13 protein-coding genes are annotated in these 17,486 nt (G+C 71.4%); 6 read left to right on the plus strand and 7 right to left on the minus strand.

The annotated features are described in order from the left end of the window. Nucleotides 1-26 precede the first annotated feature (26 nt). Together BJ992_RS23595 and BJ992_RS23600 are read right to left on the minus strand one after the other, a co-directional pair. A complete protein-coding gene (locus BJ992_RS23595) occupies nucleotides 27-3,437 on the minus strand; it encodes a DNA polymerase III subunit alpha (RefSeq protein ID WP_184988810.1) in 3,411 nt (1,136 codons plus the stop codon). Continuing rightward, nucleotides 3,437-3,703 carry a DUF6504 family protein gene (locus BJ992_RS23600; protein ID WP_184984528.1) on the minus strand — a complete coding sequence of 89 codons (267 nt, stop codon included), beginning with the start codon at nucleotides 3,701-3,703 and terminating at the stop codon, nucleotides 3,437-3,439. The genes BJ992_RS23595 and BJ992_RS23600 overlap by 1 nt, the downstream gene beginning before the upstream one ends. A gap of 255 nt (nucleotides 3,704-3,958) precedes the next feature. Between BJ992_RS23600 and BJ992_RS23605 the strand changes: the two genes are divergently transcribed. From BJ992_RS23605 to BJ992_RS23625, 5 genes are all read left to right on the plus strand, one after another. Further along, nucleotides 3,959-5,113 (plus strand): ABC transporter substrate-binding protein, encoded by a 1,155-nt coding sequence (locus BJ992_RS23605; protein ID WP_343072820.1) that lies wholly within the window; start codon nucleotides 3,959-3,961, stop codon nucleotides 5,111-5,113. A 5-nt stretch (nucleotides 5,114-5,118) separates the two neighbouring features. Continuing rightward, nucleotides 5,119-6,000 (plus strand): ABC transporter permease, encoded by an 882-nt coding sequence (locus BJ992_RS23610; RefSeq protein WP_246496759.1) that lies wholly within the window; start codon nucleotides 5,119-5,121, stop codon nucleotides 5,998-6,000. Further along, nucleotides 5,988-6,857, plus strand: a complete 870-nt coding sequence (locus BJ992_RS23615; RefSeq protein WP_184984530.1) for an ABC transporter permease — start codon at nucleotides 5,988-5,990, stop codon at nucleotides 6,855-6,857. The genes BJ992_RS23610 and BJ992_RS23615 overlap by 13 nt, the downstream gene beginning before the upstream one ends. Beyond that, on the plus strand, nucleotides 6,854-7,924 hold the full coding sequence (locus BJ992_RS23620) for an ABC transporter ATP-binding protein (RefSeq protein ID WP_343072821.1): 1,071 nt from the start codon (nucleotides 6,854-6,856) through the stop codon (nucleotides 7,922-7,924). Before BJ992_RS23615 ends, BJ992_RS23620 begins: the two co-directional genes overlap by 4 nt. Nucleotides 7,925-7,992: 68 nt before the next feature. Next, on the plus strand, nucleotides 7,993-9,981 hold the full coding sequence (locus BJ992_RS23625) for a serine/threonine-protein kinase (protein ID WP_343072822.1): 1,989 nt from the start codon (nucleotides 7,993-7,995) through the stop codon (nucleotides 9,979-9,981). A gap of 13 nt (nucleotides 9,982-9,994) precedes the next feature. On the opposite strand, the gene BJ992_RS34385 is transcribed toward BJ992_RS23625, so the two are convergent. Beyond that, complete coding sequence (locus BJ992_RS34385) at nucleotides 9,995-12,403, minus strand: GH1 family beta-glucosidase (RefSeq protein WP_184984533.1); 2,409 nt, start codon at nucleotides 12,401-12,403, stop codon at nucleotides 9,995-9,997. A gap of 251 nt (nucleotides 12,404-12,654) precedes the next feature. Here BJ992_RS34385 and BJ992_RS23635 point away from each other — a divergent pair, with 251 nt between their 5' ends. Beyond that, nucleotides 12,655-13,617 (plus strand): quinone oxidoreductase family protein, encoded by a 963-nt coding sequence (locus BJ992_RS23635; protein WP_184984535.1) that lies wholly within the window; start codon nucleotides 12,655-12,657, stop codon nucleotides 13,615-13,617. Between the two features lie 133 nt (nucleotides 13,618-13,750). Here the strand turns inward: BJ992_RS23635 and BJ992_RS23640 are convergent, their stop codons facing one another. The 4 genes from BJ992_RS23640 to BJ992_RS23655 all read right to left on the minus strand — a co-directional run bounded on the left by BJ992_RS23640 (nucleotide 13,751) and on the right by BJ992_RS23655 (nucleotide 17,331). After that, nucleotides 13,751-14,473, minus strand: a complete 723-nt coding sequence (locus BJ992_RS23640) for an SHOCT domain-containing protein (RefSeq protein WP_184984537.1) — start codon at nucleotides 14,471-14,473, stop codon at nucleotides 13,751-13,753. 104 nt (nucleotides 14,474-14,577) lie between these two features. Continuing rightward, nucleotides 14,578-15,645 carry a PucR family transcriptional regulator gene (locus BJ992_RS23645; protein WP_184984539.1) on the minus strand — a complete coding sequence of 356 codons (1,068 nt, stop codon included), beginning with the start codon at nucleotides 15,643-15,645 and terminating at the stop codon, nucleotides 14,578-14,580. Further along, the gene (locus tag BJ992_RS23650) at nucleotides 15,645-16,445 is read right to left on the minus strand and encodes an ABC transporter permease subunit (RefSeq protein ID WP_184984541.1); all 801 of its coding nucleotides are present in this window, start codon (nucleotides 16,443-16,445) and stop codon (nucleotides 15,645-15,647) included. The genes BJ992_RS23645 and BJ992_RS23650 overlap by 1 nt, the downstream gene beginning before the upstream one ends. Further along, nucleotides 16,426-17,331 carry an ABC transporter ATP-binding protein gene (locus BJ992_RS23655; RefSeq protein ID WP_184984543.1) on the minus strand — a complete coding sequence of 302 codons (906 nt, stop codon included), beginning with the start codon at nucleotides 17,329-17,331 and terminating at the stop codon, nucleotides 16,426-16,428. Before BJ992_RS23655 ends, BJ992_RS23650 begins: the two co-directional genes overlap by 20 nt. Nucleotides 17,332-17,486 lie beyond the last annotated feature (155 nt).

Consider the following 17,486-nt stretch of genomic DNA (forward strand, 5'->3'; position numbering starts at 1 on the left):
CGGTCGTCCCGGCTGTGATCCAGTGGTTACGGAGCGGTGGGGCCGGAGCTGCCGGGGCTGGAGTGCCACAGCTTCTTCGGAGGGGTGCGGATGCCGGGAGGTGCGCCGATGTCGGCGTACGGGGAGACGCGGAAGCCGTTGGCGTAGGTGAGGGGGACGCCGGTGACGCCGGGGGTGGTGGGACGGGGGGTCAGCAGGAGGCGGCGGAGTTCGGCGGTGCCCCGGGTGCGCCACAGTTCGTCCAGGTCGACCAGGTTCCAGCAGTCGAGGGCCCGCAGGGTGACGGCACGGCCGCCGGCGCGGCGTACGACGCCTTTGGCGACCAGGAGCCAGGAGCCGAAGACGGTGGCGGCGCAGTGACCCTGGACGTTCTCGAAGAACGTGAGGTCGACGGGGCCGGTGGAGTCGTCGAGGGTGGTGAAGATGACGCGGCGGCCGGAGCGGACGGCGGGGGTCTGGGTGGCGACCTTGACGCCTGCCACCAGGATCTCGGCGCCGGCGCGCATGGTGAGCAGTTCACGGGAGCGGACCACGCCGATGGCGTCGAGGAGTTCGGTGTGGAAGTCCAGGACGTGGTGGCTGACGTCCATGCCGAGGATCTCCAGTTCGGCCTGCACGGCCTCGGCTTCGGTCATCTCGGGGAACTCGCCGGGTTCGATGCGTTCGGTGAACGCCATGGGGATCTGCACGGCGGCGGCCCGCGCGGCCGTGACGGTGCCGGTCGCCGAAGCGCGTTCCAGGGTGCCGATGTGCGCCACCAGGTCGCGGCGGGTCAGCCGGCCGGGACGCCAGCGGGGGCCGCCGGGGTGGACGTCGTGCAGGTCGTCGAGGCCGCCGACCTCGACGACGCGTTCGGCGACCGGACGGGAGGGCCGGGCCCTGGCCCAGAAATCGGCGAGTGAGGTGTACGGCTGTCCGGCGACCATGCGGTCGATCTCGGCCTCGCTGACGCCTTTCACCGACGAGAAGGGGACGCGCAGTCCGTAACCCTGGCCGATGTGGTCGAGGTCGTCGCCGGGTGCGCCGGTGCGGCGTTCCACCTGCCAGTGCCGTGCCGAGCGGTTGACGTCCAGCGGCAGGACGGTCACGCCGCAGCGGCGCGCGTCGTCCAGCAGCACCCTGTTGGGGTACATGCCGGGTTCATGGGTGAGGAGTCCGGCGAAGAACGCGGCGGTGTGGTGGCGTTTCAGCCAGGCCGACTGGTAGGTCGGCAGCGCGAACGCGGCGGCGTGGGCCTTGCAGAAGCCGAAGGAGCCGAAGGCGTCGAGGATGTGCCAGGCGTGGTCGGTGGCGGCGCGGTCGTACTCGGGAAGCACGTTGCACTCCCACCACGTCATGATCTCCTGCCGTGCCGAGGGGTCGCCGAGCTTGCGGCGGATACGCTCGGCCTCCGACAGGCCGCAGCCGGTCATGATGTCGATGATCCGCAGCACCTGTTCGTGGAAGACGACGACGCCGTGGGTCTCGGCCAGCGCGTCGCGCAGCCGCGGGTGGGGGTAGGCCGGTTCGCGCCAGCCGTGCCGCGCCTCCAGGAACGGGGTGACCATGTCGGAGTTGACGGGACCGGGACGGAACAGCGAGATGTCCACGATCAGGTCGTGGATCTGCCGGGGTTCCATCTTGGCGACCAGTTCACGCTGACCGGGGGACTCGATCTGGAAGCAGCCGAGCGTGCGGCCGGTGCGGATCATGTCGTAGGTGGGGGTGTCGTCCCTCGGCACGTCCTGCTCCAGGTCGACGCGCGTGCCGTCCACGCGCTCGATCTCCTTCAGCGTGTACGCCATGGCGGACTGCATGCGCACGCCGAGCACGTCGAGCTTGAGCAGCCCGAGCTCCTCGACGTCCTCCTTGTCGAACTGGCTCATCGGGAACTCCAGCAGGCTGCGTTCCACGGGGGTGCGGTCGCGCAGCCCGGCGTTGCCGACGAGGACGCCGCAGGGGTGCAGCGCGATGTGCCGTGGCAGGCCGTCGAGTCTCTCGGCGAGCGTGAACATCGTGGACAGCGCGCGGTCGTTCAGGCCGCTGCCGCGCAGTTCCGGCAGATCGGTGAGCGCGGTACGGATCTGGCGGGCCCGTACGTGAGGGAACGCCTTGGCGATGGTGTCGATCTCGTGCGGCGGCAGGCCCATGGCGGCGCCGACGTCACGGATGGCGCTGCGGGCCCGGTAGGTCTCCATCATCGACACGCACGCGACGCGGCTCTCGCCGTACCGGCCGAGGATGGCACGGTAGCAGTCGAGGCGCCGCGCGGACTCCACGTCCACGTCGATGTCCGGCAGCCCTCTGCGGCTGTCGCACAGGAAGCGCTCCATGAGCAGGCCGTGGTCGAGGGGGTTGACCTCGCCGATGCGCAGCAGGTGCGTGACGAGGCTGCCGGCCGCCGAGCCGCGTACGGCGCAGCGCACCCCCATCTCGCGGATCATGTCGGTGATGCCGGCGACGACGATGAAGTACCCCGACAGCCGTTTGCGCTCGATGACGGCGAGCTCGTCGGCGAGGCGGTCGCGGGCCTGACTGGAGCGTTCCATGCCGCGGTGGGCCAGGCCTTCCTCGCAGCGGCGGCGCAGCAGCGGCACGGGGTCGGCGTCCACTTCAGGCAGGTGCAGCCGTTGCGGGTCGCCGACGAGCGCGAGGACCTCCAGTGGGTCGAGCACGCAGCGCTCGGCGACGCGGCGGGTGGTGGCGAGCAGCTCGGCGGCGCCGTCGCCGCAGACGCGTCTCGCCATCAGGGCCATCTCGCGGCCGTCCTTGAGGTAGGCGTGCGCGGCGGAGTGCTCCAGGTGGCGGGGGTGCAGCGGCACGAGTTTGCGTGCCGCGTCGAGCACGTCCCCCACCCGGTAGTCGCCGGGGTCCAGATGGCGTACGGCGTTGGTCAGCACGGCGGACAGGCCCGCCGCCTTCGCCAGGGCCAGCATGCGGCGCGCGACGACGGCGTCTCGCTGCCCGTAGTGGTCGACGACCTCCACCACCAGGTCGGGTACGGCGGCGCGCCACGCCGCCAGCAGCTCGCGGGCCCGCTGGTCGCGGCGCTCGGCGACCGCGTGACCGGCGTCGGACCTCGGGCCGAGCAGGACCACCAGGCCGTCGGCGTGCCTGGCGATCATGGCGCGGGTGACGTACGGCTCACCGCGCTCCCCCGCCTGGTGGGCCTCGGTGGTGAGCCGGCACAGGTGGGCCCACCCGCCGGACCTGGCGAGCACGGTCACGCGGCAGGCGTCGTCACCGGGACGGTCCAGCGCGAAGTCGACGCCGGCGATGGGGGCGACACCGGCGGCGGCGCACGCCTGGACGTGCTTGACGACGCCGTACATGCCGTCACGGTCGGTCAGCGCGAGCATGTCCATGCCGCGCTCGGCGGCGCGGGCCGCCAGTGCGGCGGGGAACGCCGTGCCGTACCGCAGGGAATAGGCGGAGGCGACGTGCAGGTGGGGGAACATCAGTCCCACGCTCTCAGCAGCAGCCAGCCTTCGCTCGCGGTGTCGTACCGCAGCTCGTAGGTGCCGGCCTGGCCGCCGGGGCTGGCCTCGACCCGCCAGAAGCGCCGCTCACCCGGGTCGCTGTCGGCGATCTTCCACCACTCGCGGGAGGTCACCCAGTGGTCGAGGACGCGGCGCACGACGTACAGCCGGTCCCGCCAGACGAAGCGGACGGGGTCGTCCTCCCGCGTCCACACCTCGATGGGATCGCCGTAGATTCTGCTCAAGGCGGTTCTTCTCCCTGGGTCCTTGGAACTGTGGAGCACCCGGGGGAAGACGGGCGGTGCTGCTTCGAACATATGTTCCCAGAGCTTGGACGGCAAATCCAGACGAGCCGGGAGTGTTCTGTACGTGATCGGCCGGCGACGGCGATCACTTCATGGGTCGTTCACACAGCCGCACCGGAACGCAGCGGACTGGCCACTGTTTGTTGTCCGGGGCCGCGTAACTTCCTCCCGTACCTCCGATAGCGGGAGCTAAACGTGCATTCATCCCGTACGCGTATGGTCGGCCTGGCGGCCGTCCTTACCGTCGCCACTTCTCTTGGCGCCGCCTGTGGCGCCGCACCGACCGCGGGCACCGGCGTCACCGCCGCCGGTGCCGGCAAGACCGCCACCTCGGCGGCCGACTTCGGCGGCCTGGACGAACTGGTCGAGGCCGCGAAGAAGGAAGGCCGGCTCAACGTCATCGCCCTCCCGCCGAACTGGGCCAACTACGGCGAGATCATCTCGGCGTTCACCGCCAAGTACGGCATCAAGGTCAACAGCGAGAACCCGGACGGGTCCAGCCAGGACGAGATCAACGCCGTCAAGACCCGCAAGGGCCAGGACCGCGCACCCGACGTCCTCGACCTCGGCACCGCGTTCGCGCTGAGCGGCGCCGCCGAAGGCCTGTTCGCGCCGTACAAGGTGCAGTCCTGGGACAAGATCCCCGAGGGCCAGAAGGACGCGGACGGCGCCTGGTACAACGACTACGGCGGCTACGTCTCCATCGGCTGCGACGCCAAGAAGGTCGGCAACTGCCCGCAGTCGTTCGCCGACCTGCTCAAGCCCGAGTACAAGGGCCAGGTCGCGCTGAACGGCAACCCGACCAAGGCGGGTGCCGCGTTCGCCGGGGTATACGCCGCGTCGCTGGCCAACGGCGGCTCGTTCGACGACATCCAGCCCGGCATCGAGTTCTTCGGCAAGCTCAAGGACGCCGGGAACTTCAACCCCGTCGAGTCGACCCCGGCGACCGTGCAGAGCGGCGAGACCCCGATCAGCATCGACTGGGACTACCTCAACGCCGGTTACACCGACGAGTTCACCGGCAAGGGTGTCGACTGGAAGATCGCCGTCCCCTCCGACGGCAAGTACGCGCAGTTCTACGCGCAGGCCATCAACAAGGACGCACCCCACCCGGCCGCCGCGCGGCTGTGGCAGGAGTTCCTGTACAGCCCCGAGGGCCAGAACCTGTGGCTGAAGGGCTACGCGCGTCCCGTGCTGCTGCCGGCCATGCAGGCCGACGGCTCGGCCGACGCGACCCTCGTCGCCAAGCTCCCCGCCGTGGACGGCACGCCGCAGTTCCCGACCGACGCGCAGGTCACCAAGGCCAAGGAGGTCCTGGCCACCGGCTGGGGCGCCGCGGTCTCGGGCTGACGTCCATGACGGACATCTCCCCCATGGCGCCGGTCCGCCTGCCCCGCAGGGCCGGCGGACGGCGCCTCGGCGCGCCGGGCTGGGCCGCGGCGCTGCCTCTGCTGATCTTCGTGGGGCTCGCCTTCGGCGTCCCCGCCGCGGCCCTGCTCGGCGGCGCGTTCACCTCCGAGGGCTCGTTCACCACGGCCAACCTCACCGAGTCGCTCCAGGGGGCCTACCTCACGGCGCTGCTCGGCAGCGTCAAGCTCTCCGTGCTGGTCGCCGTCACCGGCGCCGTGCTCGGGACGTTCCTCGCGCAGGCCGTCGTGACGTCGCGGTTCCGCGCGCTGCGTGAGGCCGTGCTGACGGCGTCCGGGGTGCTCGCCAACTTCGGTGGCGTTCCGCTGGCGTTCGCGTGGATCGCGACCCTCGGCAACTCCGGCGTGCTCACCCGCGGCCTCGGCCTCGGCGACGCCGGGTGGAGCCTGTACAGCTTCTGGGGTCTCGCGCTGGTGTACCTGTACTTCTCCATCCCGCTGATGGTGCTGGTCATGGTGCCGGCGCTGGACGGCCTGCGTCCGCAGTGGCGGGAGGCGGCGCGCGGCAACGGCGCGTCGGCGTGGCAGTTCTGGCGGTACGTCGGCGTCCCGGTGCTCACCCCCGCGCTGCTCGGCGGGGTCGTGCTGCTGTTCGGCGGGGCCTTCGCCGCGTACGCCACCGCCGCCGCCATGGTCGGCACGGTCGTGCCGCTGGTCACGCTGCAGATCGCGGACGCGCTCACCGGCAACGTGCTGATCGGCCACGAGAACGTGGCGCTCGCGCTCAGCTTCGACATGATCGTGGTGGCCGGTCTGGTGATGGCCGTCTACCTGCCCCTCCAGCGCAGGAGCGCGCGATGGCTGCGCTGACCCCCACCGTCCTCCCCGACGTCGAGGCCCCCGCGTCCCGTACGGCCCGGCCCCGCCGGGTGCGGGGGTGGCGCGGCGTGGTGCTCGCGCTCGCCGGGCTGTACTTCGTGGTGCCGCTGCTCGCGTCGTTCGTGTTCACCGTGAACGACCCCGTGCGGGGGTTCACGCTCGACGCCTACCTGGAGATCTTCGGCGCCGAGGGCTTCGTGCCGAGTCTGCTGCTGTCGCTCGGGCTCGCCGCCGCGACCATCGTGGTGGTGCTGGTCCTGACGCTGCCGGCGATGCTCGCCGTACGGCTCACCGCGCCGCGGCTGCGGCCGGTCATGGAGGTGCTGTGCACCCTGCCGCTGGTGGTGCCGCCGATCACGTTCGTGGCCGGCATCGGCACCGTGCTGCGGTGGGGGCCCGACCACCTGGCCGCCACGCCGTTCTACCAGACCGTGATCGCCGTCCAGGATCCGGCGTTCCCGGTGGTGCTGGTCATCGCGTACGTCGTGCTGGCGCTGCCGTTCGTGTACCGGGCCCTGGACTCCGGGCTCGGCGCCATGGACGTGCGCACGCTCGTGGAGGCGGCACGCAACTGCGGCGCCTCATGGCCGCACGTACTGCTGCGGGTCGTCGTGCCGAACCTCGCGTCCGGGCTCGCGAGCGCGTCGTTCCTGACGCTGGCGCTGGTGCTCGGCGAGTACACCGTGGCGCGGCTGCTCGGGTTCCAGCCGTTCTCGGTGTGGATCGTCACGATCTCCGGGTCCGACGCCGCCATGTCGGTCGCCGTGTCCATCTTCAGCCTGCTGCTGACATGGCTGCTGCTGCTCGTCCTGTCCACCGCGGGAACCAACAGAAGGAGTCGGTCGTGAACGGCGCGCGAGTGGAGTTCCGTGGGTTGCGCCGGACGTTCGGCGCGACCACCGCGCTCGCCGGGCTGGACCTGACGGTCGCGCCGGGTGAGCTGATCGCGCTGCTCGGGCCGTCCGGATGCGGCAAGACGACGGCGCTGCGGTGCGTCGCCGGGTTCGAGACCCCCGACGCGGGGGCCGTGCTCGTCGACGGCCACGACATCACGCATGTGCCGGCCAACCGGCGCGACGCCGGGATGGTGTTCCAGTCCTACAGCCTGTTCCCCAACCTCAACGCGCGCGACAACGTGGCGTTCGGCATGCGGGTGCGTAAGGTACCCACCGCAAGGCGGCACGCGCGGGCCGCCGAGCTGCTGGAACTGGTCGGGCTGCCGGTGCACGGCGACCGGTACCCGCACCAGATGTCCGGCGGCCAGCAGCAGCGGGTCGCGCTGGCGCGGGCCCTGGCGCTGGAGCCGCGGGTGCTGCTGCTGGACGAGCCGCTGTCGGCGCTGGACGCCAAGGTGCGGGTCTCCCTGCGCGAGGAGATCCGGCGGCTGCAGCAGTCGCTCGGCATCACGACGATCTTCGTGACGCACGACCAGGAGGAGGCGCTGTCGGTCGCCGACCACGTCGCGGTGCTCAAGGACGGACGCCTCGAGCAGTCCGGCACGCCGGCCGAGGTGTACGACACACCGGCGACACCGTTCGTGGCCGAGTTCGTCGGCACCATGAACCACCTGCCGGGACGGCTGTCCGGCGCCGAGGTCGAGGTGCTCGGCCGGCGGCTGCCGGTGCACGGGCCGCTGCCGGGGACGGCGGACGTGGACGTGCTGGTGCGGCCGGAGACCGTGCTGGTCGGCCCCGCTCCCGACGGCGCGGCCGAGGTGGTGGCGTCGTCGTTCCGCGGCGCGTCGGTGCGGCTGCGACTGCGCGCCGGGGACACCGAGTTCCTCGCCGACCTGCCGGGACACGACGCCACGCGGTACGCGCTCGGGGACCGGGTCGACGTGCGGCTCGTGGAACGGCCGGTGCTGGTCGCGGCCCGCACCGCGGCCTCGGTGCCTGAGGTCGTCGCCGCCGAATGACCGGCCGCGGGAGTCCCTGTCGATAAGGTAGGCACTCGCGAACGGGTACATAGCGGTTAGGCGACGTGGTGAACAACCTGAGTCCGGGTGACCCCTCCCAGATCGGCCGATACCAGGTGATCGGCCGGCTGGGCCGGGGCGGTATGGGGACGGTCTACCTCGGGCTGGACGACACGGGGCAGCGGGTCGCCATCAAGGTGATCAACCCGGAGTACAGCCGGCACGACCTGTTCCGTGACCGGTTCCGGCGGGAGGCCGAGGCGGCACGCCGGGTCCGCCGCTTCTGCACGGCCGCGGTCCTCGACGCCGACCTCGACGGCGACCAGCTGTACGTCGTCACCGAGTACGTCGACGGCCCCGACCTGGAACACGCCGTGCGCACCGGCGGGCCCCTGCGCGGCTCCAGCCTGGACGCGCTGGCCGTCGGGGTGGCGACGGCGCTCACCGCCATCCACGGCGCCGGCATCGTGCACCGCGACCTGAAGCCGTCCAACGTGCTGCTGTCCCCCGTCGGCCCCCGGGTCATCGACTTCGGCATCGCCCGCGCCATGGACACCCTCAGCGCGCTCACCGGCACCGGCCAGCTCGTCGGCACCCCCCGGTACATGGCCCCCGAGACGCTGCGCGGCGAACCGGTCTCCCCCGCCTGCGACGTCTTCTCCTGGGGCTGCCTTGTGGCCTTCGCCGCCACCGGCCGTCCCCCGTTCACCGCCGAGGCCCTCCCCGCCATCGTCTACCAGATCCTCAACGCCGACCCCGTCCTGTCCGGCCTCGACCCCTCCCTCCACGCGCTGATCACCGCCACCCTCGCCAAGGACCCCTCCCGCCGCCCCACCTCCCAGCAGATCCTCGACCAACTGATCGGCCGCACCACCCCGGAGAACGCGCACCACTCGGTGACCGAAGCCTGGCAACACTCCTCCCCACCTCCCTACCCGGCCCCCTCCGGAAACACCACCCCGGCCTACACCGGCCGCCCCGGCACCACTCCGCATCCCCCCGGAACCACGCCTCCCCCGTACGCCGGCCCCCCTGAGGCCGCAGCTCCCCGGTACGCCGGATCGACCGGCCACACCGGGACCACCCATCACAGCGCCGGCCCACCCCCCACCGCGCCGTACTCCGGCCCGTATGCCGGTCACCCCACCGCGCCGCACCCCGGCGACCCGGCACAAGGCCACCCCGGGTACGGCCCCACCGCCGCGCACCACAACCCCGCCGCGACCGCGTCCCTCCACCCCGGCCCCACAGCTCACGGAGGCGGGCCGGCCCTGGCCGGTGGCCGCTCCGGCGGAAGCCGTCGGACACGGCTGATCGGCATCGCCGCCGCCGCGGTGGTGCTGGCCGTGGTCGCCGGTTTCGGCGTGCGGGCCCTGCTCGCGCCGTCCGGTCCTCCGACCGACCTCGCCTACCTCTACCGGGACGACTTCAACCAGAGCGGCACCGGCTGGGGTGGCTCGACGTACACCGGCGTGGACTACAGCACCTACGGCTACGCACCCGACGGCTACTACGCCATCGACGTGGACGGCGGCCACCCCGAACGCGCCGAGAAGGCCCCGATCCCCTACCTGCCGAAGCAACCGGCCTCCCCCGACCCGTCCGCGACCCCCACCCCGACGACCCCCGACCGGCTCCTCATCAGCGTGACCGCCGGCACCCGCCGGGCCCGCGCGGACGGCGAGTACGGCCTGTTCTGCCGGGCCGACCAGGAGTACCACCTGAGCCGCTACGAGTTCCTGGTCGACGGCCGCGGCCAGGCGAGGATCCGCCGCGTCACCAAGGGAGCCGGGGGCAACCTGACTCCTCCTGTCGCCGTCAAGAACCTCTCCTCTCCTTCCCTGCTCCAGGCCGAATGCGCCGCCACCACGGAGGGCCTCCGCCTGACCATGTGGATCAACGGCCAGGAACTGCACTCCTACACCGACCCGTCTCCCCTCCCGAACGGCGACGTCGGCGTGCTCGCCAGAGTCCCCCCGGACAAGGCCGGTCCCGCGCTCAAGACGTCCTTCGACGACTTCACCGTGCAGGGCCCCGCCGCGACCTCGACCCCCTGACGTCACACCGGCCTCATGCCGACGAGCGGATGATCAGGTCGGTGGGGAGGATGACGGAGCCCGCCGGGCCGCCTTCGATGTGACGCAGCAGCAGGCGGATCGCGGCCCGTGCCTGATCGTGCATCGACGTGCGGATGGTGGTGAGCGGCGGGATGGTGAACGCGGCGGCGTCGATGTCGTCGAAGCCGATCACTGCGACGTCGTCGGGGACGCGGCGGCCGGTCTCGTGCAACACGCTCAGCGCGCCGATGGCCATCAGGTCGTTGGCCGCGAAGACCGCGTCCAGCTCGGGGTCGTCCTCAAGGAGCCGGCGCATGGCCTCGGCGCCTGAGGTCCGGCTGAAGGACCCCAAGGCGATCATGGGCCGGCGGTCCTGCTCGGCGAGCACCTGCTCGTAGCCGGTGAGCCGGTCCTGAGCGGCGACGCTGTCCAGCGGACCACCGATCATGGCGACCCGGCGCCGGCCGGCCGACAGCAGGTGACGGACGGCGGCCACGGCTCCGCCGGTGTTGTCGGCGTCGACGTACGGCATGGCGCCGGGGGAGGCGGAGCGGCCGAGCGCCACCACCGGGACCCCGGTGCGCAGCAACGCGGCGCGTAACGGGTCACCGGCCGGGCCTGGCAGCAGGACGGCGCCGTCGACCTGACCGCCGGCCACGTAACTCTCCGCGCGGCTGCGGCTGCGGCTGGACCCCGCGAGGACCAGGGTGACGTGCTTGCCGGCCTCCTCCAGCGCGTGTCCGGCGGAACGGACCACGACCGAGAACGCCGGGTCCTCGCCACGGGTCCACGGCGCGTCGGGGACGATCAGCGCGACACCGTCGGTGCGTTCGGTGACGAGGCTGCGCGCGGCCGAGTTGGGGACGTACCCGAGCTCGTCCACCGCCTGCATGACGGTGGCGCGGAACTCGTCGCTGACCGTGGCCTCTCCGTTGATGACCCGTGACACGGTCGAGCGCGACACCCCGGCCCGCGCCGCCACGGCCTCCAGCGTGGGTCGCCGCGCGCGCTCGTTGTGCAGGCCGTTGCGCCGGATCACGTCGCGGTACCACAGCGCGCTGTCCTTGAGCAGCCGCCGCTGGGTGGCGTAGTCGACGTGCACGATGCCGAACCTCTTGGTGTACCCCTCGGCCCACTCGAAGTTGTCCAGCAGCGACCACACGAGGTACCCCCGAAGGTCGGCCCCGGCCTGGATCGCGTCGTACGCGGCACGCAGGTGCGCGTCGAGGTAGGCGACGCGGTCGGCGTCCCGCACCCGGCCCTCGGTGACCACGTCGTCGAACGCGGCGCCGTTCTCGGTGACGAGCAACCCCACACCCGGGTGGTCGCGGGTCAGGCGCTCCAGCATGCGGGACAGGCCGGTCGGCACGATGGGCCACCCCATGGCGGTGGTCGGCGCGTACGCACCGCAGAACTCGATGTCCTCGGTGCCGGGGTAGGCGGCGTTGGCCGGCTCACCGGGGCCGTAACGGACCACGCACGGCGTGTAGTAGTTGATGCCGAGCAGGTCGACAGGCTGCTTGATGGTGGTGAGGTCGCCGTCGCGGATGTGGCCGAGCCCGGCGGTGCGCTCGATCATCGGCAGCAGCCGCGCGGGGTACTCACCGCGCAGCGCGGGGTCGAGGAACTGCCGGTTCAGCAGCGCGTCGACCCGTTCCACCGCCTCGGCGTCCTCAGGCGACAGCTCGGCTGCGGGGTCGTTGACCTGACCCGGTGTCATCACCGGCGCGAGGTTGAGCATCAGCGCGATCGTCGCGGCCCCGTCGGCGCGCAGCGCCTGCGCGGTCAGCCCGTGCGCCAGCAGCAGGTGGTGCGCCGCACGGAACGCGTCCGCCATGGAGGTGCGGCCCGGCGCGTGCGCGCCGATGCCGTACCCGATGAACGCCGACACCCAGGGCTCGTTGACCGTCATCCACGTGCCGACCCGGTCGCCGAGCCGCTCGTACACCACACGCGCGTAGTCGGCGAGCCGGTACGCGGTGTCCCGGGAGGCCCACCCCCCGGCGTCCTCCAGGGCCTGCGGCAGATCCCAGTGGTACAGCGTGACGTACGGCGTGATGCCGGCGGCGAGCAGCCTGTCGACCAGGCGGTCGTAGAAGCCGAGCCCCGCCGCGTTGACGGCCCCCGCGCCGGCCGGCATGACGCGCGGCCATGACACCGAGAAGCGGTACGCCATCAGGTCGAGGCGATCCATCAGCCCGACGTCCTCGGCGTACCGGTTGTAGTGGTCGCACGCGATCTCGCCGGTATGGCCTTGCAGGATGGCACCCTGCCGCCTGCCGAAGACATCCCAGATCGAGGGGCCGCGGCCGTCCGCGTCCACGGCACCCTCCACCTGGTAGGCGGCGGTGGCGGCCCCCCAGACGAACCCCTCGGGAAAGACGAGGGTCTTCCCGCGCGCGGCCATGGTGGTGGCGGTCATCGTGCTGCAGCTCCTCGTGGCCGGCCCGCGGGACGGCGCCGGTGCCGTCCCGTCCTTCCGGGCCTTTCTCACCAACGTTGTACACGACGGATGAGGACCCGGGCAGGGCCGCGACCAGGCCCTGTGGACAACTCGGGAAACCGGCGCGGGGAGACCGGAGGAAACGGACGCGTGCGGGGAACAACGAGCAGGTGGCCGAAGTTGGCCATGATCGTATGAGGACCGTCCCATCGACAAAGGAGCCACGCGTCATGCATGCCATCGTCGTCTCGACCCCAGGCGGACGGTCCGCACTCCAGCACACGAAGGTGCCCGCTCCGTCCCCCGGTCCCGGCGAGGTCCTCGTCGAGGTCGAGGCGGCCGGTGTGAACTTCATCGACGTCTACCAGCGTGAGGGTCGCTATCCGCTGCCGACACCGTTCACCTTGGGTCTGGAAGGCGCCGGCACCGTCTCCGCCGTGGGGGAAGGCGTCGACGACATCGCGGCAGGCGACCGGGTGGGCTGGGTCAACTCCCTCGGCACCTACGCGGAGAAGGTCGTCGTCCCCGCCTCCCAGGCCATCCCGCTGCCGGACGGCCTCGCCGCGGACCTCGCGGCGGCCGTCCTGCTGCAGGGCCTCACCGCGCACTACCTGACCCACTCGCTGTACGAGGTGAGATCTGGGGACGACGTGCTCGTGCACGCGGCGGCCGGTGGTATGGGCCTGCTGCTCACCCAGATGGTGAAGCTGCGCGGCGGCCGGGTGATCGGCACCGTCTCCACCGAGGAGAAGGAGAAGACGGCTCGCGAGGCCGGCGCCGACGACGTGCTGCGCTACGAGGGCTTCGCCGACAAGGTCCGCGAACTGACCGACGGCAAGGGTGTGCACGTGGTGTACGACGGCGTCGGCGCGGCGACCTTCGACGGCAGCCTCGCGTCACTGCGGATCCGCGGCATGCTGGCCCTGTACGGCGCGGCGAGCGGCCCGGTGGAGCCGATCGACCCGCAGCGGCTCAACCAGGGTGGTTCGCTGTACCTGACCCGGCCCACCCTCGCGCACTACACCCTCACCCGCGACGAGCTGCTGTGGCGCGCGAGCGACGTGCTCGGCTGGGTCGAGTCCGGTGCGCTGAAGGTGCACGTCTCCGAGCGCTACCCGCTGGCCGACGCGGCACGGGCCCACGAGGCCCTGGAGGGCCGCCGCACCACAGGCAAGCTGCTGCTGATCCCGTGACGCGTGGCCGTGGTGGTGATCACGGATCAGGTCGTCGCGAGGCCGAACAGCACGACACCGAGGTAGATCCCTCCGGCGATCGCCACCACGTGCAGCACGATCGACCACACACGCAAAGCGGTCTCTTCGCTCATCAACGACCTCCCGAGCCGTTCAGCAGGCGTGCCTTCGCGGCGGCGTACTCGGCGTCGTCCAGCCGTCCCGTGCGGTGCAGCGCCGACAGCCGTTCGAGCTGACCCACCAGGTCGCCGCCACCCGAGGACGCCACATCCTGCGGTCGCAGCTCCACGAACCGCGAGGCCGGCCGCGGCGGCGGCGCGTCCTGCGGGGCCGTGTCCTCACCGGGGAGGGTCACCCTGGTCGTCCAGCGCACCCCACCGGGCCCCGGCGCCGGCGGCGCGGCCTTCGGCGCCGTACCCCAGAAGACCGCTCGCGCCGCCTGCCGGTTGAACAGCAACGCCAGCGGAGCGCCACCCATGAGCAGGAACAGGACCGCGCAGATCATGAAGCCCCACTCGATCCCCGGCCCGGCCACCGCCGACTCCAGGAAGGCCCACCCGAGGCTGAGGAACAGCGCGGGCCACGCCAGCGGCGTCAGCCTCGGCCCCACCGGCAGCGAGCTCGCCAGATAAATCCCGAGCGCCGCGATACCTCCGAAAATGGACACCGGCATGATCCAGGCGATCCCGTCGGGACACGGCGTCGCCACGACGTACGGCCCGCCGGAGCCGCAGCTCCCGCCGACGCTCATCACGGCACGCGAGCCGAGGAACAGCAACGTCAGGCAGCACGCCAGGCCGGCCAGCCCGAGCAGTGTTCCCAGTGACTTCCTGGCCAGTCGGCGGGGGTTGATCACGCCCGTATGTTAGGTCACGGCCCCGGATTAAGGAACGAACTATCTGAATTGATAATCCATCCCTTTTTCCACAAATGAGTCGACCAGGTGGTTAACCGGAATTGTCATGACGTCTCCGGCGGCCACCCGATCAGTCTGGCGCCGAGCACCGCCGTCTCCAGCGTGAACCGCTGCGTCGGATCATCCGGCGAGAACCCCGTGAGCCGCCGTATCCGCTCCAGCCGGTACGTCACCGCGCGCGGACTGATGCCGAGCCTGCGCGCCGCCGCCGTCTGGTTGCCCTGCGACGCGAACACCGCCTCCAACGTCTCGAGCAGCGGCCCCGGACCGCCCCTGGCCCGCGCCAGCGGATCGAGCACCGTCCCCACCAGGTCCTCGATGGCCTCCCTGTCCCGCAGCAACACCGGGAAGACCAGCAGGTCGGCGGCCTTCAGCACCTGCGGCCGCAACCCCAGCGCGTCCCCCAGCCTGATCGCGTCCGCCGCCTCACGGTACGACGTCACGACCCCGCCGGGCCCGCGATGCGGCCGTCCCACACCGACCCGCCAGTCCGCCGCCAGCGCCGACCGTACGTGATGGGTGAACTCCCCCGTCGCCGCCGTCAGGGCCCCCGGCGCCACGCACACCAGCAACCCGTCCCTGGCCGCCACCAGGATGTTGTGCGACCCGAACCGCGTCACCAGCGCCTGCTCGACCCGGCGGACCAGCGGATCGCCGTCCACCACGGCCTTGGCGTCCCTCGCCACCGCCACGACGTACGGCTCGGCCAGCCGCAACCCGAACTGCTCGGCCCGCTCGGCCAGCCGGTCCGCGCGTCCCTGGAGCAGATCGTCGACGAACGACCGCCGCGCCGCCTCCTGCTCACGCAGGGCTTTGTGCTGCGCTCCCTCGTACCCCTCGGCGTACGCGGCGACCGCACGGCGCAGGGCCCCGAGCGCCGGCGCGCCGGCCGAGGTCAACGTGAGCTCGGCGGTGAGCAGGCAGGCGTCCACGAGCGCACGCATCGGCACCCCCCGCTCCGCGGCGGACGCACCGCTGGCGCGTAACTCGTCGATGGCGTCCCTGGCAGGCAGGCGGCCGGTCGCGTCGGCCGCCTCCAGAACCGCCGGATACCCGCCGAGCAGATCCGCGGGCACCCCGGTCGCCTCGCTCACCTGAGCGAGAACGTTCATCAGACTCCTACATCACGCCGGTCGAAGGAGAGGACGGCGGTCACGACCAGAACCACGGTGCCGGCGAGCAGCACGAGGTAGTCGGCCACCGGGACGCCGCCGTACAGCGGGGACCCCTCACTGTAGTAACGGAACGGCGAGAGCCAGGCGAGCCAGTCCATCACCGGGACGTCCTTGGCCAGCGCGTTCACGACGTACGACGCCACCGCGTACACACCCGTCACAGCCAGGGCCAGGGACTTGCGTCCCGTGATCGCCCCCACGGTGAGCGTCATCGTGCCGAACAGCAGGACCAGCAGGAACAGGCCGAGATGTGCCGCGAGGATCCGGCCCACCGGCACCCCGAGATCCACGGCGCTCGCCGCCAGGATGACGAACACGAACGACGCCACCGCCACGGCGAACAACGCCAGCGCCAGCGCCCCGTACCGCTCCAGCAGCAACCGGCCCCGGGTGATCGGCAAAGTGAGGGTCAGCTCCAGCGTGCCGGACTCCTCCGGCGCGGCGATCGCGCGGTTGGCGATGGCGACCGCGCACATGATGAACAGCAACGGCACGAAGAACTGGTAGAGGATCGCCTGGAGGAAACCGGCGCCACTGGTGATGTCCTCGAAACCGCCGAGCAGTTTACGGATGCTGTCGGGGTACTTCGTCATGGCCGCCTGCGAGTACAGGCCCGGGTTGTCGCGGATCTGCGGGAAGAACGACGTGTATCCCCCGGCGAACAGGCAGATCCCGACGGTCCAGCCGATCAGCGCGCGGCGGTAGTCGCGCAGCGTCTTACGCATGAGCGTGGGCATGGTGCTCCTCCTCGCTGTAGTAGGTGAGGAAGATCTCCTCCAGGTCCGGCTCCGCGCTGACCATGTGAACGACGGTGAACCTCGCCGCCGCCTTCACCAGCGCGTCCGGACGGCCGTCGATGGTGCACCGCACGCTCGCGCCTTCGACCTTCAGGTCCCGCACCCCCGGCAGATCCCGGAACGCCTCCTCAGGCACCGGCGCGTCGAAGTGGAATTCCACCCTTCTGACGGCCTTCTCCCTGAGCGCCGCGACATCCTCCACCGCGACCAGTCGCCCCTTGCGCACGATGCCGACCCGGTCCGACACATGCTCCACCTCGGCCAGCACGTGCGAGGACATCAGCACCGTACGTCCCGCCGTCCTCGCCTCCCGCACCATGGCGAGGAACTCCTGCTGTACCAGGGGATCGAGCCCGCTCGTCGGCTCATCCAGGATCAGGAACTCCGGTTCGTGCATGAACGCCTGGATCAGCCCGACCTTCTGCCGGTTCCCCTTGGACAGCTGCCCCATCCGTACCGACAGATCAGCCTCCAGCCGCTCCGCCAGCTCATCGATCCTGTTCCGACCCACCCCGCCCCGCACCCCCGCGAGGAACCGCAGATAGTCCCCCGCCTTCTCCCTGCCTTCGAGCGCCAGCTCCCCCGGCAGATACCCGATCCTGGCCCTGACGCCGGCATCCCGGGGATCCATTCCCAATACTCGCACCACACCGCGCGTCGGCCGTATCACATCCAGAAGCAGCCGGATCGTCGTCGTCTTCCCAGCCCCGTTGGGCCCGAGATACCCGAACACCTCCCCCGGCCGGATCTCCATCGTGAGATCCTCCAGCCCCCGCCGCTCCCCGTAGAACTTCGTCAGCCCTTCGGCCTCCACCACAACTGTCATGCCGACATGGTGACCCCCACCCACCCCGCACCGACATCACACATCCCCCACACTTACCGGCCCCTTCCTTTCCCGAACCCGGCAACCACCGCATCGAAGGGCCGCACGACCAGCACCCCGAGCTGGCCGATCTCCGTGCACGGCTCGGCGTGCGC

The sequence above is a fragment of the Sphaerisporangium rubeum genome (assembly GCF_014207705.1).
Classification (GTDB): domain Bacteria; phylum Actinomycetota; class Actinomycetes; order Streptosporangiales; family Streptosporangiaceae; genus Sphaerisporangium; species Sphaerisporangium rubeum.